Annotated in this window: 13 protein-coding genes; 7 read left to right on the forward strand and 6 right to left on the reverse strand. The window is 60.5% G+C overall.

The annotated features are described in order from the left end of the window. The first annotated feature begins 233 nt into the window (after positions 1 to 233). Together FGF54_RS12835 and FGF54_RS27230 are read left to right on the forward strand one after the other, a co-directional pair. Positions 234 to 2,000, forward strand: coding sequence for a glucan ABC transporter ATP-binding protein/ permease (locus FGF54_RS12835; RefSeq protein WP_003520317.1), 1,767 nt, complete (start codon positions 234 to 236; stop codon positions 1,998 to 2,000). A gap of 36 nt (positions 2,001 to 2,036) precedes the next feature. Continuing rightward, a complete protein-coding gene (locus FGF54_RS27230; protein WP_168208086.1) occupies positions 2,037 to 2,456 on the forward strand; it encodes a hypothetical protein in 420 nt (139 codons plus the stop codon). Positions 2,457 to 2,625: 169 nt separating this feature from the next. Here FGF54_RS27230 and FGF54_RS12845 read toward each other — a convergent pair whose 3' ends face one another. Continuing rightward, complete coding sequence (locus FGF54_RS12845) at positions 2,626 to 11,121, reverse strand: GH36-type glycosyl hydrolase domain-containing protein (protein ID WP_142779871.1); 8,496 nt, start codon at positions 11,119 to 11,121, stop codon at positions 2,626 to 2,628. A gap of 574 nt (positions 11,122 to 11,695) precedes the next feature. Between FGF54_RS12845 and FGF54_RS12850 the strand changes: the two genes are divergently transcribed. After that, positions 11,696 to 12,874 (forward strand): M20 aminoacylase family protein, encoded by a 1,179-nt coding sequence (locus FGF54_RS12850; RefSeq protein ID WP_168208087.1) that lies wholly within the window; start codon positions 11,696 to 11,698, stop codon positions 12,872 to 12,874. A 76-nt stretch (positions 12,875 to 12,950) separates the two neighbouring features. Here the strand turns inward: FGF54_RS12850 and FGF54_RS12855 are convergent, their stop codons facing one another. After that, on the reverse strand, positions 12,951 to 13,094 hold the full coding sequence (locus FGF54_RS12855) for a hypothetical protein (RefSeq protein WP_003505150.1): 144 nt from the start codon (positions 13,092 to 13,094) through the stop codon (positions 12,951 to 12,953). A 229-nt stretch (positions 13,095 to 13,323) separates the two neighbouring features. On the opposite strand from FGF54_RS12855, the gene FGF54_RS12860 reads away from it, so the two are divergent. Beyond that, on the forward strand, positions 13,324 to 14,427 hold the full coding sequence (locus FGF54_RS12860; protein ID WP_142780240.1) for an NAD(P)/FAD-dependent oxidoreductase: 1,104 nt from the start codon (positions 13,324 to 13,326) through the stop codon (positions 14,425 to 14,427). Positions 14,428 to 14,429: 2 nt separating this feature from the next. Here FGF54_RS12860 and FGF54_RS12865 read toward each other — a convergent pair whose 3' ends face one another. The 4 genes from FGF54_RS12865 to denD form a co-directional block, all read right to left on the reverse strand. Beyond that, complete coding sequence (locus tag FGF54_RS12865) at positions 14,430 to 15,404, reverse strand: threonine/serine dehydratase (protein ID WP_059759808.1); 975 nt, start codon at positions 15,402 to 15,404, stop codon at positions 14,430 to 14,432. A gap of 110 nt (positions 15,405 to 15,514) precedes the next feature. Beyond that, positions 15,515 to 17,299: an IlvD/Edd family dehydratase gene (locus FGF54_RS12870; RefSeq protein WP_142779872.1), complete on the reverse strand. Its 1,785-nt coding sequence runs from the start codon at positions 17,297 to 17,299 to the stop codon at positions 15,515 to 15,517. A 9-nt stretch (positions 17,300 to 17,308) separates the two neighbouring features. Next, complete coding sequence (locus tag FGF54_RS12875) at positions 17,309 to 18,211, reverse strand: NAD(P)-dependent oxidoreductase (protein ID WP_078052321.1); 903 nt, start codon at positions 18,209 to 18,211, stop codon at positions 17,309 to 17,311. Next, positions 18,208 to 19,194: a D-erythronate dehydrogenase gene (denD, locus tag FGF54_RS12880; RefSeq protein WP_142779873.1), complete on the reverse strand. Its 987-nt coding sequence runs from the start codon at positions 19,192 to 19,194 to the stop codon at positions 18,208 to 18,210. The genes FGF54_RS12875 and denD overlap by 4 nt, the downstream gene beginning before the upstream one ends. Positions 19,195 to 19,393: 199 nt before the next feature. Here denD and FGF54_RS12885 point away from each other — a divergent pair, with 199 nt between their 5' ends. From FGF54_RS12885 to FGF54_RS12895, 3 genes are all read left to right on the forward strand, one after another. Then, positions 19,394 to 20,839, forward strand: coding sequence for an FAD-binding oxidoreductase (locus FGF54_RS12885; protein WP_142779874.1), 1,446 nt, complete (start codon positions 19,394 to 19,396; stop codon positions 20,837 to 20,839). A 118-nt stretch (positions 20,840 to 20,957) separates the two neighbouring features. After that, entirely contained in the window at positions 20,958 to 21,674 is a 717-nt protein-coding gene (locus FGF54_RS12890; protein WP_003520305.1) for a FadR/GntR family transcriptional regulator, read from the forward strand. Between the two features lie 201 nt (positions 21,675 to 21,875). Next, positions 21,876 to 23,036 (forward strand): fumarylacetoacetate hydrolase family protein, encoded by a 1,161-nt coding sequence (locus tag FGF54_RS12895; RefSeq protein WP_142779875.1) that lies wholly within the window; start codon positions 21,876 to 21,878, stop codon positions 23,034 to 23,036. Positions 23,037 to 23,056 lie beyond the last annotated feature (20 nt).

Here is a 23,056-nt window from a genome sequence, read left to right on the forward strand (position 1 = left end):
GTCGTTAGCAATCCCTGAAACGAAGATGCGAAATCTTGTGACGGCAGGCCCCGGGAAACATCGGGTTCGGTTTTTTTCGGTTCGCACGCGCGGTCAATCTGTTAAGCCGCCATTCAGACAGAAAGAGCGATAATTACACAAATTTCGCCGTCTCATGCAACCTTGCTAAAATAACTTGCCTTGAGGCCGAACAAACAACCGCTCGAAAAAGACGCTCGGACTGGATTGAAAATTTGACCTTGTTTCAGGTTTACACACGCGCTCTGCGCTATCTGACCGTACATAAATGGCGGGTGACGGTGGTCGTCATCGCCAACGTCATTCTTGCAGCGATCACCATCGCCGAACCGGTGCTGTTCGGCCGGATCATCGACGCCATCTCTTCCGGCACCAACGTCACGCCCATTCTCATTCTTTGGGCGGGTTTCGGTGTCTTCAACACCGTCGCTTATGTGGCTGTCGCCCGCGAGGCCGACCGGCTGGCCCATGGCCGGCGCGCTTCGCTGCTGACGGAAGCCTTCGGGCGCATCATCTCCATGCCGCTTTCCTGGCACCATCAGCGCGGCACATCCAATGCCCTCCACACGCTGCTGCGCGCCAGCGAAACGCTGTTCGGCCTCTGGCTCGAATTCATGCGCACGCATCTGGCCACCTTCGTCGCACTGGTGCTGCTCGTCCCGACCGCCATGTCCATGGACCTGCGCCTCAGCTTCGTGCTGATCGGCCTCGGTATCGTCTACTGGTTCATCGGCAAGTGGGTAATGGGCCGCACCAAGGACGGCCAGGCTTCGGTCGAAGAACACTATCATAGCGTTTTTGCCCATGTCAGCGATTCCATCAGCAACGTCTCGGTGCTGCACAGCTACAACCGCATCGAGGCCGAAACGAAGGCGCTGAAATCTTTCACCGAAAAGCTGCTGAGCGCGCAATATCCGGTGCTCGACTGGTGGGCCTTTGCCAGTGCTTTGAACCGCACGGCCTCCACCGTTTCGATGATGATCATCCTCGTCATCGGCACCGTGCTGGTGAAGAACGGCGAGTTGCGCGTCGGCGATGTCATCGCCTTCATCGGTTTCGCTAATCTCCTGATCGGCCGTCTGGACCAGATGCGCCAATTCGTGACGCAGATTTTCGAAGCCCGCGCCAAGCTCGAGGATTTCTTCGTGCTGGAAGATTCCGTCAAGGAACGGGAAGAGCCGGGCGATGCGCGCGAATTGTCGAATGTCTCCGGCACCGTGGAGTTCCGCAACATCAATTTCGGTTTCGCCAACACCAAGCAGGGCGTTCACGACGTTTCGTTCACGGCCAAGGCCGGCGAGACAGTCGCGATCGTCGGACCGACAGGTGCCGGCAAGACCACGCTCATCAATCTCCTGCAGCGGGTCTACGATCCCGATTCCGGCCAGATTCTGATCGATGGGACCGATATTTCGACGGTGACGAAAAATTCGCTCCGCAACTCCATCGCCACGGTGTTTCAGGATGCCGGCCTGCTGAACCGCTCCATTCGCGAAAACATCCGCCTCGGCCGTGAATCGGCCACCGATGCGGAAGTGGTGGAAGCAGCGGCAGCAGCGGCGGCGACGGATTTCATCGACAGCCGCATCAACGGCTATCTCACCCAGGTGGGTGAACGCGGCAACCGCCTGTCCGGCGGCGAACGCCAGCGCATCGCCATTGCCCGCGCCATACTGAAGAACGCTCCCATTCTGGTTCTGGATGAAGCGACCAGTGCGCTGGATGTGGAAACGGAAGCTCGGGTGAAGGCCGCTGTCGACGCGCTGAGAAAGAACCGCACGACCTTTATCATCGCCCACCGCCTTTCCACGGTCCGCGATGCCGATCTCGTCCTCTTCCTCGATCAGGGCCGGATCATCGAAAAGGGCACCTTCGATGAGCTGAGCCAGCGCGGCGGACGCTTTACCTCGCTGCTGCGCACCAGCGGCCTGCTGACGGAAGACGAAAACCAGCAGCCCCGGCCGAAGGCCATTGCCTCCTGAGGGTCTGGCTGACGGAATGAACGCAGGGCGGACAGCATGTTGTCCGCCCTTTTTCTTTGCCCGTTTCCCGACGGCCCTGCCAGATCACAGGTCGTCTATCGAAGAATTCCGGTCAGGGAACTTGCCAGCCAGAAATCGATCTGCCCGAAGGGGAGGACATTTCCCAGAAAGGACAATGCCTGCTGCGAGATTGGTCAGGAAAACTCCGAGCACCACGCCAAGCATTACTCCGACGCTCGTTTTCCGTGGGTAACGCGCCAGCCAACACGACAACGACAGGGAAAGAATGGCGAGCAACGCCAACAGTGCAAGTTCTGTGAAAGATGCGCTGAATTGCAAGATAACTCCCTCCCGATCGACCGACTATTCGCGACTGCTGCTTTTCTCGAAAAGAGTGACGAGACCATCGGCACCGGACGATCCGGCACCGCGCCATCAAAACCCTCGCCAATATGACCCTATCTCGGTGCTGCGGAAGCTTCCAGCCGACGCTGCGAAGGAGCCCCGGTCGTGCTATGATCCGACCCATAGACTGAGTCGGAGGCCAGGGTAGCCCCCATAAAAATTCAGGCCCCCGCGTTATCACGGGAGCCTGAGTTTAAAGGCGAACGAAGACCTGATCGTCTCAGTCGAAGGGGATCACCCGATCACCTGCCGACAGGGCCTTGCCATCGACGGAAACGGAGACTTCCGCCGTATCGGCCTTGCGGCTTACGACGATATCCCTGGCCTTGCCGTCGAGCGTGATCTTCACCGAGAAACCGCTCCAGTCCTCCGGCAGCGACGGCGAAATATGCAGCTTGCCGTCGGTGCGGGTGATGCCGAGAATACCCTCGACAGCGGCGCGGTAGAGCCAGCCGGCGGAACCCGTGTACCAGCTCCAGCCACCACGGCCTGCATAAGCGCCTTCACCGTAGACATCCGCAGTCACCACATAGGGTTCGACCCGATAGGTTTCCGATGCTGCCGTATCGAGCGCGTGATTGACGGGGTTAAGCAACTTGAAGCAGTTCCATGCCTCCTGCGCCCGACCCTGCTTCGCAAGGGCAAGAACCACCCAGGTCGCCGCATGGGTATATTGTCCGCCGTTTTCGCGCACACCCGGCGGATATCCCTTGATGTAACCCGGATCATGCGGCGCACGCGAGAAGGGCGGCGTGAACAGCCGGATAATGCCAGTCTGCTCATCGACCAGATGCTCCATGACGGCATCCATTGCCTGCCGCGACCGAGCCTCTTCGCCTTCGCCGGAGAGAACGCTCCAGCTCTGGCCGAGCGAATCGATCCGGCATTCCTCGCTTTCGGCGGAACCGAGCGGCGTGCCGTCATCGAAATAACCACGCCGGTAATAGCTGCCATCCCAACCCGCTGTTTCCAGCGCATTGCGCAGCTTTTCCCGGTGCGCCGCCCATTTGCCGACGCGGTCGGTATCGCCACGCTTTTCCGCAATCTCGATGAAATCGCGCAACGCTCCGGACAGGAACCAGCCGAGCCAGACGCTGGTGCCCTTGCCGCCCACGCCGACACGGTTCATGCCGTCGTTCCAGTCGCCGCCGAGGATGAGCGGCAGGCCATTTTCGCCGGTGCGATGAATGGCAAGATCGAGCGCCAGCGCCGCATGCTCGTAAAGCGTGGCGGATCTGTCGCTAGTTTCCGGCTGGAAGAAAGCGTCATGCTGGCCGGGCATCAATGCCGCCCCCTTCAGGAAGGGGATGCTTTCATCGAGGATGGCGGCATCACCCGTGGCCGAGACATATTGGTTGATCGCATAAGCGAGCCAGACCACATCGTCCGAAATGGTGGTACGAACACCGGCGCCCGTCAGCGGCAGCCACCAGTGCTGCACATCGCCTTCCGGGAACTGGCGGCCTGCCGCACGCAGGATCTGCTTGCGGGCGAGATCCGGCTGGTAAAGCAGGAAGGCCAGCGTATCCTGCAACTGGTCGCGGAAGCCGAAAGCACCGCTCGACTGGTAGAAGGCAGTACGCGCCAGAATGCGGCACGCCAGCGCCTGATAGGGCAGCCAGTTGTTGACCATGTGGTTGAAGCCGGAATCGGGCGTGGAAACCTGCAACTGGCCGGTAAAGCCCGTCCAGAACGCCTTGCTCTCATCCAGCACCGTCTGGAAGTCCGCCTTACGAACGTCCTTTACCAGCGCTTCGGCCTCTTCCGCATTGTCGGCATCGCCGAGAATGAAGGTCATGTGCCGTTCTTCGCCGGGCTTCAAGTGGATTTCCTGCATCAGCGCGGCACAGGGATCGCCATCGACCTCCGTGCTGCCGCTGAGTGCAGCCCCGGACACGATGCCCTGCGGCGCCTGCGCCGACCCAAAGCGGCCGATGAATTCCCGGCGGCTGGTGGTAAACCCGCTCGCCTCGCTGTCGAGCGTCAGGAACGCCGTGCGGGCGCTATAGTCGATGCTGTAGGGGTTCGACGCGAAGATCGTATTGTTGCCGGCATCGTGCCTGCTCAGAATGAACGGCGCGGATTTTTGGCCGTTATTGCCGAGCACCCATTCCACATAGGCATAGACCTTCAGGCGGCGGCTTTTCGAACCCTTGTTGCGAACGATGACCTGCGAGAGTTTGACCGGCTTTTCACGGTCCACGGTCTGCGTCAGCTCCACCTCCAGCGTATCGGCCACGCCCGTCAACACGGAGTAACCGAGACCGTGGCGGGTTTCGAACATGGCTTCGGGATCGCGCGACAGCGCGGCACAGGGCGTATAGAGCTTTCCTGTCTCCACATCGGCGACATAGAAGGCCTCACCCGGCCGGTTGATGACCGGATCGTTGCTCCAGGGTGTCAGCTGATAGTCGCGCGAATTGCGGCTCCAGCTGAAACCGGCGCCTTCGGCCGAAATATGGAAGCCGAAATTCTCGTTCGAGATGACGTTGATCCATGGATGCGGCGTGGACTGCCCGCCATTGAGGCGCACGACATATTCCTGACCGCTTCTGGTAAAACCGCCGAAACCGTTCCAGAAATCGAGATCGCCCGCATCTTCCACCGGCTCCGCCACAGGGAAGACCGGAACAGGCAGACGGGCCTGTGCCGCATCGCTCGTGCCGTCGGGGCCGCGATGGGCCGCAAACAGCGATACTGCGCGGTTGATCTGGTCGACGATCTTGCCGTTGCGCACGTGGAGAACGACGCGGGAAGCGGCGAGAAGCGCGCTCCACGTCTCTTCATCCATCAGGTCGCGGCGCACGGAGAAGACGTGCGGACGACCGCCATCGGCGGGATTGATGCGGCGCTGCGCCTCGGAAATATGATCCAGCGCATGCTGCATGTCCTGTGCGTAGGACGCGGCCCGTTCGTTGACGATGACGAGATCGAAGATCACGCCGCGCGAGCGCAGATATTCATGGGCGCTCAGCGCTTCACGGGCGATATCCATGTCCATATCGTCGTTGATACGCAGGCTGAAGATCGGGAAGTCGCCCGAAATCGCAAGCGGCCACAAAGCGCGCTGCGAGGCGAGGCCCGTTTTCAGGGTTTCCGAATCCGCCCGCAGATGCATGTCGGGATAGGTCAGATAACGGCCGAGATGCTGGAAGGCCGCCGCCTGCTGCGAGGTGACGCCCACATGGCGCATCTGTACCTGCGTACGCGTCCAGGCATGCACGAGTTCATGCGCGAAGGCATCCGGATGGCGGTAACGGTCGATCGCCTTGTCGACTTCTTCACGGCTTGGCGCAGCAATCGTCCAGAAGATCACGCTCACCTTCTTGCCCGCCGGCACGCGCACGGTGCGGCGCAGCGACAGGATCGGATCAAGCGTGAAGCCGTCGGTGCTGGAAAGCGTTGCACCGGCATCGAAAGCCGCCGCTTCGCGCAGCGAGCGGCCGCGACCGATGAACTTGGCGCGATCCGTTTCGAATTCCGTCGGGCGCGACGGGCCGGCATTGTCAGCGGCCAGATGCGCGATGACGGTGCCGGGCTCGTTCGGGCTGCGACGGTTGCGCCATGCGCGGATAACGTCGCCGCGCCGGCCGATCTCTGTCTGCACGAACATGCGTGAGAACAGCGGATGGGCGTTGTCGTCATCCTCCGACGCAATCACCGGCTCCATATAGGAGGTCACTTCGATATAGCGATCCTCGGAACCGACGTTGAGCAGGGTGACGCGGCGGCCCTCGGCATCGTGCTCGGTGGCGACGATGCATTCGACCACGCTCTGCAGATCGCCGGTGGTCTTGTGGAACTCGGCCTTGTCATCGGTGAAGATCGTCTTGGTCTTTTCACCTTCGATAACGCGCGGCTCCGCCGTCGCACTCCACCATTGTCCATTGGTGGTGTCGCGCAGGAAGATGAAGGTGCCCCAGCGATCTTCGGTCGGATCGGCCTTCCAGCGGGAAATGGCCTGCCCGTTCCACTTCGAATAACCGGCACCCGTGGAGGTGAGCATGGTCGAGTAGTGGCCATTCGACAGGAACACCACTTCGCGGTCGCGCACGGCCGGGTCGGCGATGGACCGGACTTCGGCACGCAGGAGGTCGGCCTGTTCCTTGCCGGGGGTTTCCGGCTCGTATTTGGCGCTCATGACCGGCACTTCGCGCGGCGCCTTTTCCTGCAGCAGCAGTTCGGCCGCCTCGATCACCGGATCGGAATGGAAGAGTTCGCGCAGCACGCCGTCAAAGGCGACGTTAGCGACGGCCGCAATCGACATGCCGTGATGGTGGGCATAATAGTTGTAGACCACCGCGCAGACCTTGCCATCCGGCACACGTGTCGGCGTGAAATCCACCGCGTCATGGAAGCCGTACTGGCCAAGCGCGCCAAGCTTGCGCAGCTTGTCGAGGTTCTCAAGCGCACCATCAGGATCATACTGGCTGGCGAGGATCGATGCGTAAGGCGCGATCACCGCATTCTGGCCAAGGCCACGCTTGAGGCCAAGCGTCGGCACACCGAAGTTGGTATACTGGTAGTTCATGTTGTGATCGCGGGCATTAAATGCCGCTTCGGAAATGCCCCATGGCGTGCCGAGACGACGGCCGTGGTTCATCTGTTCCTTGACGATCAGATTATTGGTCTGGTTGAGGATGCCACCCTGACGCTCCTGCATGACGAGCGGCGGCATCAGATATTCGAACATCGAGCCAGACCAAGAGACCAGCGCGCCCTGCGCACCGATCGGCACGACCTGGCGGCCGAGGCGGTACCAGTGCTCGGTCGGCAGATCGCCCTTGGCGATGGCGAAGAGGCTGGTCAGGCGGCATTCGGAAGCCAGAAGGTCGTAGCAGGCCTCGTCCAGCTCCTTGCTTTCGACGCGGTAGCCAATCGACAGAAGACGGCGATCCTTGCGGTAAAGGAACGTGAAATCCATCGAGAAGGCGAGGTTACGGCTGCGGTCGCGCAGCGATGCGAGGCGCTGGCGCAGCGGCTCCATATTAGTGAGGTCGATGGCGCTGTCGGAAATATGCGCCTCGCAGCAATCAACGAGCAATTGCGCCCAGCGAGTCACTTCCGCACTCTGCGCGGATTTCACCTCGTGATCGACGTTGGTCGCGAGTTTCTGGATATCGCGCGCGAGAACCGCGAGATTGATGACACGGATCGAGGCGAATTCATGCTCGCGCTTGACGGAGGCGAGAGCGTTCGAGAAGCCGATGATGCGCTCCTCGAGGCGGCGATGCAGCGGACGCAGGTTCTTGCGGTCGTCGGGCAGCGCCTTCAGCGTTTCACGCAGAATGCCGGCGACATCGCCGATACCGTCAAGATTGCCCTGAAGATGCGCGGACGGCGCTTCTGCCCAATCACGGCAGGCGGACGAAACCGCGATCAGGTGACCGGCGAGATTGCCGCTGTCCACCGCCGAAACATAGCGCGGCCCAAGCGTCTGCAACGTGTCGGTATGATACCAGTTGTAGAGATGGCCACGATGTTTCTCCATCTTTTCGACGGTCTGGATCGTGTTCTCGATCCGCTCCAGCGTATCGGTAAAGCTGATCCAGCCGAACTGGCGCGCCGAAATAATGGAAAGCAGATAGACGCCGATATTGGTGGGCGAAGTACGTGAAGCGACGATGGGCTCCGGCGTTTCCTGGAAGTTATCCGGCGGCAGGTGGTTTTCCTGCGGCGTCACGAAGGCCTCGTAATAACGCCAGGTGCGGCGTGCGATCTTGCGAAGCTCGAAAGAGACGTGTTCCGAAACGAACAGCCGGTCCTCGGTTTCAGCCGACTGGCTGACATACCAGGCAACGGCGGGGGACAGAACCCAGAGCAGCGTGAAAGGAATGCCAATCAGGAAGGCGTTGTCGCCCGGCAGCGCCGCAAACAGCAGGCCAAGCATCGCCACCACGGGCGCATGCCACATCTGGCGATAATAATCGATGATGCTGCCCTGCGCGCTCGACTGCATGCTGGCGGCGGTACGCCATTCCAGCATCAGCTTGTGGCTGACGAGCAGGCGGTAAAGCGAACGGGCAATCGCATCCGTCATCATGCAGGCGGCATCGGCGATGAAGACGATGCGCAGCGCAACCTGTGCATTGGTGGCGCGGATTTCCGACCAGATGGTATGGAAATGCGCCTGCGGCACGATATCGGTGGAGCGCGGCACGAGACCGGACAGCAGGGAAAGCGTGGGCGCGACGAACAGCGAGAAGATCAGCAGGATCTGCCAGATCAGCGCACCGAGCGGATCCATGAAATACCAGCCGAGGATCGAGGCGAAGAACCAAGCGATCGGCGTCAGCGAGCGACGCAGATTGTCAACCATCTTCCAGCGGCCGATGGCGGTAACGCCACGGGCACGATCGAGGATAAAGGGCAGAAGCTGCCAGTCGCCACGCGCCCAGCGATGCTGGCGCGACACTTCCACCTCATAGCGGGTCGGGAAGTCCTCCACCAGCTCAACATCGGTCACCAGCGCACAGCGCGCAAAGGAGCCTTCGAGCAGATCGTGGCTGAGGATGGAGTTTTCCTCGATGCGGCCCTTCAGCGCCGCCTCGAAGGCATCCACATCGTAAAGACCCTTGCCGGTGAAGGTGCCTTCGGAGGTCAGATCCTGATAGACGTCGGAAACGGTGAAGACATAAGGGTCAATACCGCGGTTGATCGAGAAGACGCGCTGGAAGACGGACGCGTCCTTGCCGGTGGTGAGCGAGGGCGTCACGCGCGGCTGCAGCAGACCGTAGCCTTCAACAACCCGTCCGGATACCGGATCGATCACCGGACGGTTGATCGGGTGGTGCATCTTGCCGACGAGTTTGGTCACCGCATCGCGCATCAGGCGCGTATCGGCATCCAGGGTCATGACGTATTTGACATCGGTCGGCACGATGTTCGCACCGCCGAGGAAGGTCGTGTCCTTGTCGCCGCGCAGCAGCATGTTCAGCTCATGCAGCTTGCCTCGCTTACGCTCCCAGCCCATCCAGCAGCCTTCGGCCGGATTGTAGAGGCGGCGGCGATGCAGCAGGTAAAAGCGCGTCTTGCCATCAAAGGCGTAGCGGCTGTTCAGCGCCGCAAGCTCGCGCTTGGCATAGTCGAGAATTTCAAGGTCATCGTCGGACTGTTCATACTGCGCATCGCGCCAGTCGCTCACCAGCGAGAAGTAAATCTCGCCATGCGGATTTGCGAGATAATGCACCTCGATATTGCGCATCATCTCATCGACGCTGTCGCGGCTGGTCAGCATGCAGGGCACGGCGACCAATGTGCGGGCATCCTGCGGAATGCCGTTCTTGAACTCGTATCCGACCAGCCGGAACGGTTTCACAAAGAAGGTGACGAGGGTGTTGAAGAGGCCGGTCGCGCCTTCGGATGCCGGCAATGCGAACATCAGCAGGAAGGCGGTCACAACATACCAGGGCATGCCGGCCTGCGCCAGGAACCAGCCGACAGCGAGCATGGCGAGCGCGGTGATGAGAAGCACCGGCGCGGCGATTGCCAGCCAGTTGAACTTGCGCATCGAGCGCACGATACGCTGCGACACCAGCGGCCGGTAACCCAAAGCCTTTTCAAGCTCAAAGCGACGCTGGCCGACAAGCACGGAGCCGACATTGACGCGATGAGTTTCATCCGCCCCGGCCGGCGTCTCCGAACGCGCCATTTCGACGGCGGCGCGCGCAACCTCGACTTCGGTCTTGGGAGAACGTCGCGCCAGAAGTTCGATCGTATTGCGGTAGGTATTGCGCGAACCGAAATCGAGAACCTCGTAGTCGGTCTCTTCGCGCAGAACCTTGTCGATATGGCTGACTTCCTCGAACCACACCGACCATTCGGTATCGTCGATTTCGCGCAGGCTCTTGACGATATTGCCCATCGTCACATTGCCGGATGCCAGGCGGTTATGTTCCGACATCATGACGTTTTCGGCATCGGTGCCGGCAGCGTGAAGACGCTCTTCGAGCCAGGCAACGGCAAAACCGGAGGTCTGCGAACCGTTCCTCAGACGATAAAGGAACTGCGTCGCGAAAGTCGGGTCGTCCACCAGCGAATCGACCTGCTTGAGAAGCGCCGCCGACGCTTCCGCATCGTTCAGACGGATGATTTCATCGACGACCTCATTCGCCTTCTGGCGCATGCGGCGCGAACGCTCTACACGGATGGAGATGCGGCGAAGATTTTCGATGAGAACGAAACGGATGATCGACGGCAAAGCCCACAATTCGCCGATCTGCAACGTCTTCGAGGTCTGGTAGCCATCCACCAGCGCCGTCATGTTCTCGCGCGAAACCGTGCTGTGGGTATGGGCGACATAAAGCCAGCCGAGCGCCATGACCCGCGGGATCGTCACGCCGCCCACCGTCATCGTCGGCAGCTGGCGATAGAACTTGCGCGGAAAATCGCGGCGGACTTCCTGGATCGCCTCTTCGATGACGTAGTGATTGTCGAGCAGCCATTCCGCCGCCGGCGTTATCGTCGCGCCATTTTCCGCATCGACGGCCGTCGTGCGATAGACCCTGAGGATTTCCTTCTCGTTCTCGCGATGACGCTCGAAGAAATCGAACTCCATGAAGCCGGGAAGACTGTCGGCGCCATCGCGCGAAAGCGCGGCGCCCGCATCATGCAGTTCCTCAACCGTCATATACGACGCGCGGATCGAATCATTGTGATCGATCTGCTTCGTCTCGGAATCACGGGCGGCGGCGGTCGGGGTAATATGAAATGACATCGGGCTCGTATTCTGAACTTTATGGAGACTTGTTCGACTTGACCGGCATTTCGTCCGTGGCGGGAACACGCACGAAAATCGGGCCACGCTATATTTATGACTTATCCTGAACCTTCGGTGAACCGGACCGGACGCCGTCCGGAACGGATCGTCATGAGCAGCACATCCGCAGGCGCATCATGTTGCGGTATAATTAATCCGGAATGTTCGCGAAGCTGGAGATCGGTACGGCCATCGTATTTTCGATAGGGGGAAGAAAATGCCGTCCTGCGGCCCGGCAACGCCGTTCCGACCGGATTTCGCACCCTCCCCGATGGCGAAAATTGTTCGCACAACGTCCGATAATCCCCCGTTGACAACCTGAAGGGCAACACGAACCGAGAGGCCCGCGCTACATCCGAAAGAAGCTAATGCCCCAGGACGTCAATAGTTCCATGCCACCTGTCGCGGCACGATGCAAGCGCTGAATTTCGGGGCATTTCCGGGCAGGCACGCCCCTTACGCATGGCTGCATATGCTGCTATGTCATTTACAAAAGACGCCGGAAAAAACGGCCGAACCCGGGACTTTAAAAATGACCAGACAGACCGCTAATCTCGCATCTTTTGCCAACCATATGCCGGATGTGGTGGCCATTCGCCGCCACCTGCACCGCAACCCCGAAATCGGCCTTTCGGAGTTCAAGACGTCGGATTTTATTGCCGAACAGTTGGCGGCAATGGGTTATGAAGCCACGCGGGGGCTCGCCGGAACCGGTGTCGTCGCCACGCTCAGCAATGGCGACAGCACCCGCACGGTCGGCATCCGCGCCGATATCGACGCCCTGCCGATCCATGAAGAAACCGGGGCGGATTATGCGAGCGCCAATCAAGGCGTGATGCATGCCTGCGGTCATGACGGCCATACCGCCATGCTGCTCGGTGCGGCGAAGATCATTGCGGAGCGCAAGAATTTCGACGGAACCCTGCATCTGATCTTCCAGCCGGCGGAAGAGAATTTCGGCGGCGCCCGCATCATGATCGAGGACGGGCTGTTTGACCGTTTTCCCTGCGATGCGGTTTTTGCCCTTCATAACGATCCCGGCGTGCCCTTCGGGCAATTCGTGCTGCGCGACGGGCCGATCCTTGCCGCCGTCGACGAGTGCAAGATCACGGTCAACGGATATGGCGGCCACGGCGCCGAACCGCAGGATGCGGCCGACCCCATCGTTGCCGGGGCAAGCATCATCATGGCGCTGCAAACCGTGGTCTCCCGCAACATCCATCCGCAATTGTCGGCGGTCGTCACCGTTGGCGCGTTCCATGCCGGTGCTGCCAGCAATGTCATTCCCGAAACGGCGGAAATGCTGCTGACCATCCGCTCCTTCGATGCGGGCGTGCGCGACGAGCTGGAAAAGCGCATCCGGGCGATAGCCGAAGGCCAGGCGGCCAGCTACGGCATGAGCGTCACCATCGATTACGAGCGCGGTTATAATGCAACCGTCAACCACAAGGCGGAAACGGATTATGTCGCCGATCTCGCCCGGCGTTTTGCCGGCCCTGAAAAGGTAGCCGAGATGCAGCGCCCATCGATGGGCGCGGAAGACTTCGCCTATATGCTGGAGAAACGGCCCGGCTGTTATTTCTTCCTCGGCACCGCGCGCACGGATAACGACCCGCCGCTGCACCATCCGAAATTCGATTTCAACGACGATATCCTGCCGATCGGAACCGCTTTCTGGGTCGATCTGGCGGAAGATTACCTGAAGGCGTGAGCGGTCATGAAAAAGGCCGGTCGGAGGAGCGACCGGCCTTTTATTCTCAAATTACCTGATGAGAAAATCGGGAGGATCAGGGAACGAGACCGAAGATGACGGCAGCGACAAAAGCCACGCAGACGCCGACAAGAGCCGCATGAACCGAATCTTTCCAGTTGCGCGGCGACTGGGGCTGCGAGACAAAGTCTTTTACTTTTCCTGCCTTGGAATAAGACATTGTACACTCCCTTCCTGCTCGGCCCTTCAAAGCGGGCATTGCTTATTTCACTTATAGAATAGCTTTATTCCCCACTGTTTCAGTAGAGATAAAATTCCATAAGATTGGCGCATCGGGAAAAATACCGATTGCAACTTGCCCACCGGCAAGCATCAATCTACCCATGGCCGGGATTAACGCGGTGGAGGGCATTTCCGTTCAAAAACCAGTGGCGGGCACGGAAAAGACCATGACGGATATCGACGCCATCATCATCGGAGCCGGGGTGATAGGGCTCGCGACAGCGCGTGCACTGGCGATGCGTGGCCTTTCCGTCATCATCCTCGAAAGCGGAAAGGAATTCGGCTCTGCCACCTCCTCCCGTAACAGCGAAGTCATCCACGCCGGGCTCTATTATCCGTCCGGAAGCCTCAAGGCCCGACTTTGCGTGGAGGGCAAGGAACGGCTCTATGCCTTCTGCCAAAGCCACGGCGTTTCACACCGCCGCTGCGGCAAGCTCATCGTCGCCACGAGCGATGAAGAGGTCGCCATGCTCGCCACCCTGCGCGAAAAAGGCAAAGCTAACGGCTGCAACGACCTTGAGCTGATCGATGCGCGGCAGGCGAGCCTGCTCGAACCCGCGCTCGCCTGCGTCGCAGCCCTGATATCGCCCTCGACGGGCATCATCGACAGCCACGCCTATATGCTGGCGCTGCTTGGAGACGCTCAGGATCATGGCGCAGCCCTTGCCCTGAATGCACCCTTCGAAAAGGCAGAGGCGGTAGGCAATGGTTTCCGCGTTCATGTCGGCGGAACGGAGCCCACCAGCCTGACATGCCGGCTGCTCGTCAATTCCGCCGGGCTTGTTGCACCCATGGTGGCGAGAAAGATCGAAGGAGTGCCGGAGGACGTGATTCCGCAGGCACGTTTCGCCAAGGGCAGCTATTTTTCGCTGGTCGGCAAGTCGCCCTTTTCACGGCTGATCTACCCCGCGCCGAACACCCATGGCCTCGGCGTGCATCTCACGCTCGATCTCGCCGGCCAGGCCCGCTTCGGGCCGGATGTGGAGTGGGTGGACACCATCGACTATGCCGTCGATCCCCGCCGCATGGAGGGCTTTGGCGATGCGATCCGTCGTTATTGGCCGGGCCTTCCCGATAACGCGCTGATCCCCGCCTATTCCGGAATCCGACCGAAGATTTCCGGCCCGGACGAACCGGCCATGGACTTCCGCATCGATGGGCCGGAAACGCATGGCCTTGCCGGCCTCGTCAATCTTTTCGGCATAGAAAGCCCCGGACTTACCGCCTCGCTGGCAATTGCCGGCGAGGTCGCGGCACGACTCGAGGCCTGACCTCAGCCGAAACGGGACAGGGCGCCGGCCATGATCTCCAGATCGACATTGCCGCCGGAAGCGACTGCGATCACCGTTTCGCTTTCCAGTTCATCGCCGTGGAAGAGGGCCGCCGCCAGCGCCACCGCACCACCGGGTTCGACAACGATCTTCAGCCGGTTGAAGGCGAGAACCATAGCCCGCAGCGCTTCCTCCTCGGTCACGGCAATGCCTTTTCCGCAGAGCCCGGCCATGATGGGGAAAGTAATGTTGCCGGGCTGCGGCGTGACGATCGCGTCGCAGATCGAGCCCGAGGTCGTGGCGTTACGTTCGATCTTGCCCGCAGCAAGGGAGCGCGCCACATCGTCGAACCGCTCCGGTTCCGACGTCCTGACCTTGTAGTTCGGCGCTTTCGCTGCGAGTGCCAGGGAGATGCCGGAGGTGAGGCCGCCGCCACCGCAGGGCACCAGAACCTCGGCCGCACCGATGCCCAGCTCCGCGCCCTGTTCGGCAATCTCCAGCCCCACTGTCCCCTGCCCGGCAATGACCAACGGTTCGTCATAGGGCCTGATCAGCGTCAGCCCACGCTCGCGAGAAATGCGATCTCCGATGGCGTCGCGATCTTCGTTAGCACGGTCATAGAGCACCACCTCCGCGCCAAAGGCCCGGGTATTGTCAATTTTGATCTTCGGCGCATCCGACGGCATGATGATGACGGCGGGAACATTGTGCAGCCGGGCGGCAAGCGCCACGCCCTGCGCATGGTTGCCGGAGGAAAAGGCGATCACGCCCTTGGCGCGCACCTCCGCCGGAAGACCGGAGACAGCCGACCAGCCGCCGCGAAACTTGAAGGAACCCGTTCTCTGCAGGCATTCGGCCTTTACGAACAGCTTCCGCCCGGCAATCTCATCCAGAAAAGGCGATGAGAGAAGCGGTGTGCGAACCGCATGGTTGCCGATGCGCCCACGCGCGGCCTCTATCATCGAAATATCTGTCATGTCCTGCCCCTGTGATGCGGATTTGCGGGTACATTAAGAGGTCGCAATCAATTGCGAAACCGCCCGGAAAAGAAAAATCCCCAGACGTGGCCGGGGATTTTTCCTAGTGATCAGTGATTATGCCGGGGCATCTTCTCGGCGATCCGGCGGAAATCCGCGGCCCCTTCCAGAACCGCGCCATCCGAAAGCTGGGTCACCGACTGGCGGTAGATGCGCTGCCATGGCGTCGCATCGGCGGGAACAGCTGGAATCCCATCGGCTTTGCGGGCGGCAAGCTCCTCATCCGGCACCAGCGCATTGCATTGACCCTCATTGAAATCGATGCGGATCACATCGCCCGTGCGGAGCCATGCCAGTCCGCCGCCTGCGGCACTTTCCGGCGAGGCGTTGAGGATGGAGGGGCTGTCCGCCGTTCCCGACTGCCGGCCGTCGCCGATCGTCGGCAAGCTGGTGATACCCTTTTTCAACAGCGCATCCGGCGGCTGCATGTTGACGACCTCAGCTGAACCCGGCCAGCCGAGCGGCCCCGCACCGCGAATAACGAGAATGGTACGCTCATCGATATCGAGGGACGGATCGTTGATACGGGCGTGATAGTCTTCCGAACCATCGAACACCACGCATTTGCCCTCGAAAATGCCCTCGCGGCCCGGCTCGCTCAGATAACGCTGGCGGAATTCCGCCGAAATCACGCTCGTCTTCATAATGGCGAAATCGAACAGATTGCCCTTGAGGACGAGGAAACCGGCCCGTTCCTTCAGCGGCTTGTCATAAGGCAGGATCACGTCGCGGTCGGTCGATTCCCGGCCTTCCAGATTTTCCGCCATGGTCCTGCCGGTCACGGTCGGACAGCTTCCGTCGAGCTTGCCCGCCTTGAGAAGCTCCCACATGATGGCGGGCGTGCCGCCGGCGCGGTGATATTTCTCACCCAGCCATTTGCCGGCAGGCTGGACATTGGCGATGAGCGGAATGTCGTAACCGTGGACCTGCCAGTCCTCCTCGCGAAGCTCGACACCCGCATGTTTCGCCATGGCTGCCAGATGCGGCTGGGCGTTGGTGGAACCGCCGATTGCCGAATTGACGCGGATCGCGTTCAAAAACGCCTCGCGCGTCATGATGTCCGAAGGCTTGATGTTCTCGACAACCAGCTCGACGGCACGGCGACCGGTGCGATAGGCCATCTGGCCACGTTCGCGGTAAGCGGCAGGGATCGCACCGCAGCCGGTGAGCGACATGCCAAGCGCCTCCGCCATGGCGTTCATGGTCGATGCTGTGCCCATGGTGTTGCAATGCCCAACGGAAGGCGCAGATTCCAGCGCCGCCTGCAAGAATTCCTCGCGGGTGATTTCGCCGGCGCCGTATTTACGGCGCATACGCCAGATGACGGTGCCGGAACCGACCAGATCACCATCATGATAACCGTCGAGCATCGGCCCGCCGGAAAGCACGATGGCCGGAATATCCACCGTGCTTGCCGCCATCAGCGCCGAAGGCGTGGTCTTGTCGCAGCCCGTGGTCAAAACGACGCCGTCGAGCGGATAACCGTAAAGCACTTCCACGAGGCTGAGATAGGCGAGATTACGGTCGAGCGCCGCCGTCGGGCGCTTGCAGTTTTCGAACATCGGATGGGTCGGAAACTCGATGGGAATACCGCCCGCATCGCGAATACCGTCCCGCACCCGCTTGACGAGTTCCACATGGACACGGTTACAGGGCGTCAGGTCGCTGCCGCTCTGGGCGATGCCGATGACCGGCTTGCCGGAACGCAGTTCTTCCGGCGTCACGCCGTAATTCATGAAGCGCTCCAGATAGAGCGCCGTCATGTCGAGATGGTCGGGATTGTCGAACCAGTCCTGCGACCGCAGGCGGCGCATCGGTGTCTTCTCGTCACTCATGAACCTGCCTCAGCCCTGTTCCCGGTTATTCAGTTTTTCGAGGTAAAGCAGGATGCCGCTATGGTCGATATCGGCACCACCGTCACCGACGAAGTCGTCAAATTCCCGCGTCACCTGCTGCGTAAGCGGCAGATTGAGAGACAGATCCTTCGCCGTCGCCAGCACGCCGTTCAGATCCTTGAGCTGGAACTTGGAGGGACCGCCAGGTACGAAATTGCGCTTCACCATGCGGTCGCCATGCAGTTCCAGGATCCGGCTTTCGGCAAAACCGCCGCGTATGGCGTTGCGGAACCCTTCACGCGATGCACCACCCGCCTCCACCAGCATCATCGCCTCGGCAACCGCGCCGATGGTGATGGCAACGATCTGCTGGTTGGCGAGCTTGCAGAGCTGGCCAGCACCCGAGGGACCGACATAGGTGAGCCGGCCCATCGGTGCGAAAACATCGGCAAGACCCGCGATCAGCGCCTCATCGCCACCCGCCATGATCGCAAGCGTACCGGCCGTCGCGCCCGGCACACCGCCGGAAACCGGCGCGTCGACATGATGAATGCCGAGCGCTTGAAGCCGGGAGGAATGTTCCCGCGCAATCGGCGGGGCAATCGAGCTGCTATCGATCACGACCGCACCCTTTTTCAGTGCTTCGGCCACTCCGGCCGCAAACAGCACCTCGCCCACAGCCTTGCCGTCGCTCAGCATGGTGATGACGATATCGGCGCCTTTGGCGGCCTCCGCCGGCGATGCCGCGACGACCGCGCCATCGGCAACAAGTGCCTCGGCCTTATCGACGCTGCGGTTCCAGACGGTCACCGAAAAGCCAGCCCCCAGCAGACGCCGGGCCATCGGTCCGCCCATCAGGCCCGTGCCGATAAAGGCGACAGACCGCTTCTTCTCCTCCCCGCCAACACTCATTTCAGTGAACCTCCCAGTTCGTCCTCGATATGAACCTGAATGATCTCTTCGAACGAGCTTTCAGCCGTAAAGCCCAGTTCGCGGGCGCGCTTGGCTTCGAAACCGGGGGCCCAGCCTTCGCACATGCGCATGATCATCTCGTTCGCCTCGCGGCGGATAAGGGCAACGGCCTTTTCACCAGCGACCTTGCGCAGCGCTTCGATCTGCTCGCCAACGGTGGCGCTGAGGCCTGGCATCGACAGGTTGCGGCGCGGGCCGACCTTTTCGACGTCAATCGTTGCGCCATGGATGAGGAAGCCGACAGCGGAACGTGGCGAGGTGTGCCAGTGGCGAATGCTTTCCGGCACCGGCAGAACCGCTTCCTGTCCGACCAGCGGCTCGCGCAGGATATTGGAGAAGAAGCCGGAGGCGGCCGCATTCGGCTTGCCGGGACGAATGCAGATGGTCGGCAGGCGAATACCGATGCCGTCAAAGAAACCTCGACGGCTGTAATCGGATAGCAGCAATTCGCAGATCGCCTTTTGCGTACCATAGCTGGTCAGCGGCGTGGTGTGGAATTCATCCGGGATCGGATAGGGAAGCGGCGCACCGAAAACGGCGATAGACGAGGTGAAGACCACGCGCGGCTTGTAACCATCCTTGCCATTGGCAATGCGGATGGCATCGAAAAGATAACGCGTACCGTCGAGATTGATGCGGTAGCCCTTGTCAAAATCGAGCTCGGCTTCACCGGAGACGATGGCAGCGAGGTGAAAAATGGCATCGGGACGGGCTTCGACCAGCTTTTCGGCCTCACCCGGCGCGGAGAGATCGGCGGCACGCGCATCGACCTTACCGGAAAACCCGGCGGGCGCTTCGGGCTGGAACACGTCGATAAGCGTGAACTTGTCGATTGGCTTGCCGCCAAGCGATCCGTCCTTGACGAGACGCTGCGTCAGCTTGCGGCCAACCATGCCTGCGGCGCCGATGATTGCGATATGCATGTCTTCCTCCTCTTTGTCCCGGCCATTCTCCCGGGACCGAAAAAACATCATCGGCCAGTCGACCGATAAATTAGCTTGTAAGGTTGTCTGATAACCTTATATGATCGGATTGAAAATAGTATTTTTTCACAAACCGGCAAAAGCAAGGGCGAGAGAGCCCTGTCCGGAAATTTAGGGCGGATTGGACGGAGAGGGTGGAATGACGATCGTGAGCGAAACCGATATCGAGGAATTGCGGTTCTCGTTGAAGAACAGGCTCGGCGAGGCTTTGCTGCTGACATCGCAGGAAGACATGGTGCGCTATTGCCGCGACTGGCACGGCGATGTCACCAGTTCGGCCGTGGCCGTTATCCGCCCCCGCTCGACCAAGGAAGTCTCCGACACCGTTCGCGCCTGCGCAGAACTCGGCCTCGCTATCATCCCCCAGGGCGGCAACACCGGACTGGTGCTCGGTGGCATTCCAGATGCCCCCAAGCATCAGGTCGTATTGAGCCTCGAGCGCATGAACGCCATCCGCACCATAGATAGCGACGATTTTTCCGCCGTGGTGGAAGCCGGCTGCATTCTCTCGGAATTCAAGGATGCGGTTCAGGACAAGGGCATGTTTTTCCCGCTGTCGCTCGGCGCACAGGGCAGCTGCCGCATCGGCGGCAACGTCTCCACCAATGCCGGCGGCATCAATGTCCTGCGCTACGGCATGACCCGTGAACTGGTGCTGGGTCTCGAAGTCGTATTGCCTGACGGCACCATCTGGAATGGCCTGTCGACACTGCGCAAGGATAATCGCGGCATCGATCTGAAGCAGCTCTTCATCGGTGCGGAAGGAACGCTCGGCATCATCACGGCCGTTGCCGTCAAGCTTTATCCCAATCCCGAACATGTCGAGACGGCGCTGCTCGGCCTCAATTCGCTTGATGACGCCATCAAGCTTTACCGACGCGCGCGCCGCGAATGCTGCGACCTGATGTCCGCCTTCGAATTCATGCCGCCTGTCGCCTTCACACTGGCGATCGAAGCGATCCCCGACCTCAAGATGCCGATCGCCGGCGATTACCCCGCTTATGTGCTGATGGAAATTTCCGGCTCGGGGTTGGTCGATACCGCTGACCTGATGGGACGCTTCCTTGAGGGCGTGATGGAAGACGGGCTGGTGCTGGACGGCGTCATCGCTTCTTCACGGGCACAAGCACAATCGCTCTGGCTGTTCCGCGAAGGCATGAACGAAGGCCAGGCGCTGCGCGGCGCGCATATGCGTACCGACATTTCCGTACCTTTGTCGAAACTCGCGGCCTTCGTGGCCGAAGCCGAGGCGGAACTTGCGGAAAAACTGCCGGAATGCCTGGCGGTTTCCTATGGCCATGTCGGGGACGGCAACGTCCACCTCAACGTGCTGCCACCGAACGGTTCGGCGCCGGAAGAGCGCGACGCCTTCATCTACAAGTCCAAGACACTCGTTAACGAGGTCCTCGACCGTTACGTCGGCAGCATCAGCGCCGAGCACGGCATCGGCCGCCTGAAACGCGCCGATTTCGAAAGCCGGCTATCCGACGTACAGCGCCGAATGATCACCGGCCTGAAAAACACCTTCGACCCTGATTTGCGGATGAATCCCGGTTGCCAGATAACCCTGCAACCGGATAGCTAATCGAGGAACGGCAAAGGCGGCTGAAAACGCCGCCTGTGAAAAACCCCGCTGACGGCGAAGGAGGAAGTCGCCTGTCGCGGGAAAACGAACCAAACGTTTCTGTGGAACGGGAGCAACCATGACGCTGGAGTTCAATCAGATACATCGCAACGACCATCTGCCCGGCCGTATCGCCGCGGAGATTGCGCGCGAAATCAATGATTCGAAGCTCGGACCGGGTGACAGGCTGCCGACCGAACATGTTCTGGCGAAAACCTTCGGGGTCAGCCGCTCGGTCATCCGCGAAGCGATCGCACAATTGCGCAACGAAGGCTTTGTCGAAACCCGGCAGGGTGTGGGCGCATTCGTCACCGATCCCCGGCAAAGACTGTCCATCCGCATCGAGCGGTCGCGGCTGAACGATCCGGAAAATTTCCGCGATCTTTTCCAGCTTCGCATGCCGCTGGAAATAGAAGCGGCGGGGCTGGCCGCACTGCACCGCAGCCCGCAGCAGCTGACGCGGCTGGCGGCAGCCTTGGAAAAGATGAAAACCGCCGATGACTGGTCGACGGAAGGCGTTGCCGCCGATCTCGACTTCCACCGCATTCTGGCGGAAGCGACTGAGAACGAATATTTCCTGATGTTCCTCGGCTTCATCGCGGAACGCATCAGCTCCGCCATCAATATTGCTTTTTCGCGTGCGGTCTTTGGTGAAATTCTCGAGGTGACGATCGCCGAACATGTGGCAATCTACGAGGCCGTCGAGAAGGCCGATGCCACTGCCGCCAAGAACGCCATGCGCAAGCATCTGATCGGCGCAGCCAGCCGGGTCAATCTCGAACTGGATATCTTCTGAGCAGCAAATGAGCACGCCGGCAAAGCTATAGGACAGGTTTACGGCTTTCCGGGAATTGAGACGCGAAACACGATAATTTTGTCGGCAAGGCCGCTAGACTCGTAACAAAAGTCATACTAAGAAGAATGGGATTAAGTTGTCAGACATCCAGACAATAAGACCGCAGGAGGCGGCCTGTCGGGTGCTGAAGGGGAGGACTACATGACCGGTACAAGGTCCATCGACGCTACCGCAATTTTGCCTGAAGATTTCGAAAACGCGCTGCTCGTCGGCCGTGTCTGGTCGAAAAGCGAAGGTGGCCCCTGCCCCGTCCTGCTGAAGGGCGGCGTGCTTTATGACCTCACTTCGATTTCCCCTACCATGTCCGAACTTCTGGAGAAGACCGATCTGCTGGAGCGGCTCGCCGACACCGGCACTTTCGTCGCACTCGGCGCACTGGAAGCTTTTCTGGACGGTTCCGCCGGCGAACTCCTTGCCCCCAACGACATTCAGGCCGTCAAGGCCGCCGGCGTCACCTTCGCCGACAGCATGCTCGAACGCGTGATCGAAGAGCAGGCCAAGGGCGATCCGCTGCGGGCGCAGGAAATTCGCGGACGGCTGGCGCCGGTTCTCGGCGACAATCTCAAGGGACTTGAGGCCGGTTCCGAAAAAGCGGCCGAAGTGAAGAAACTGCTCCAGGAAATGGGCCTCTGGTCGCAATATCTGGAAGTGGGCATCGGACCGGATGCGGAAATTTTCTCCAAGGCGCAGGCCATGGCTTCCGTCGGCTGCGGCGCGCTGATCGGCGTTCACCCGAAATCGCAATGGAACAACCCGGAACCGGAAGTGGTGCTGGCCATCGCTTCCGATGGCCGCATCGTTGGCGCAACGCTCGGCAACGACGTCAACCTGCGCGACTTTGAAGGCCGCTCTGCCCTGCTGCTCAGCAAGGCGAAGGACAATAACGCTTCCTGCGCCATCGGCCCTTTCATCCGCCTGTTCGACGGCGACTTCACCATTGAAGACGTGAAGAAGTCGCAGATATCGCTTCTGGTCGAGGGCGAAGACGGCTTCACCATGACGGGCGTCAGCCCCATGGAAGCGATCAGCCGCACGCCGGAAAACCTCGCTTCGCAGCTCTTGAACCGTAACCATCAATATCCTGACGGCGCCGTCTTTTTCCTTGGCACGATGTTCGCGCCGGTGAAGGATCGCCATGGCCCAGGCCTCGGTTTCACCCATTCAAAGGGTGACCGTGTTGAAATCTCCACGCCCAAGCTCGGTAAGCTGATCAACTGGGTCACCACGACCGACGAATGCCCGGAATGGACATTCGGCACCGCGGCCCTGATGCGCAACCTGGCGAAACGAGGGCTGCTCTAGATATTTCTTCGGGAGGGGAA

Origin of the sequence: Agrobacterium sp. T29 (assembly GCF_006970545.1) — a bacterium.
Taxonomy (GTDB): Bacteria; Pseudomonadota; Alphaproteobacteria; order Rhizobiales; family Rhizobiaceae; genus Agrobacterium; species Agrobacterium leguminum.

Bases quoted from the DNA above. Each gene is read 5' to 3' on its own strand.
- FGF54_RS27230 (WP_168208086.1), top strand. From the start codon at position 2,037: ATGTTGTCCGCCCTTTTTCTTTGCCCGTTTCCCGACGGCCCTGCCAGA.
- FGF54_RS12845 (WP_142779871.1), bottom strand. From the start codon at position 11,121: ATGTCATTTCATATTACCCCGACCGCCGCCGCCCGTGATTCCGAGACG.
- FGF54_RS12850 (WP_168208087.1), top strand. From the start codon at position 11,696: ATGACCAGACAGACCGCTAATCTCGCATCTTTTGCCAACCATATGCCG.
- FGF54_RS12855 (WP_003505150.1), bottom strand. From the start codon at position 13,094: ATGTCTTATTCCAAGGCAGGAAAAGTAAAAGACTTTGTCTCGCAGCCC.
- FGF54_RS12860 (WP_142780240.1), top strand. From the start codon at position 13,324: ATGACGGATATCGACGCCATCATCATCGGAGCCGGGGTGATAGGGCTC.
- FGF54_RS12865 (WP_059759808.1), bottom strand. From the start codon at position 15,404: ATGACAGATATTTCGATGATAGAGGCCGCGCGTGGGCGCATCGGCAAC.
- FGF54_RS12870 (WP_142779872.1), bottom strand. From the start codon at position 17,299: ATGAGTGACGAGAAGACACCGATGCGCCGCCTGCGGTCGCAGGACTGG.
- FGF54_RS12875 (WP_078052321.1), bottom strand. From the start codon at position 18,211: ATGAGTGTTGGCGGGGAGGAGAAGAAGCGGTCTGTCGCCTTTATCGGC.
- denD (WP_142779873.1), bottom strand. From the start codon at position 19,194: ATGCATATCGCAATCATCGGCGCCGCAGGCATGGTTGGCCGCAAGCTG.
- FGF54_RS12885 (WP_142779874.1), top strand. From the start codon at position 19,394: ATGACGATCGTGAGCGAAACCGATATCGAGGAATTGCGGTTCTCGTTG.
- FGF54_RS12890 (WP_003520305.1), top strand. From the start codon at position 20,958: ATGACGCTGGAGTTCAATCAGATACATCGCAACGACCATCTGCCCGGC.
- FGF54_RS12895 (WP_142779875.1), top strand. From the start codon at position 21,876: ATGACCGGTACAAGGTCCATCGACGCTACCGCAATTTTGCCTGAAGAT.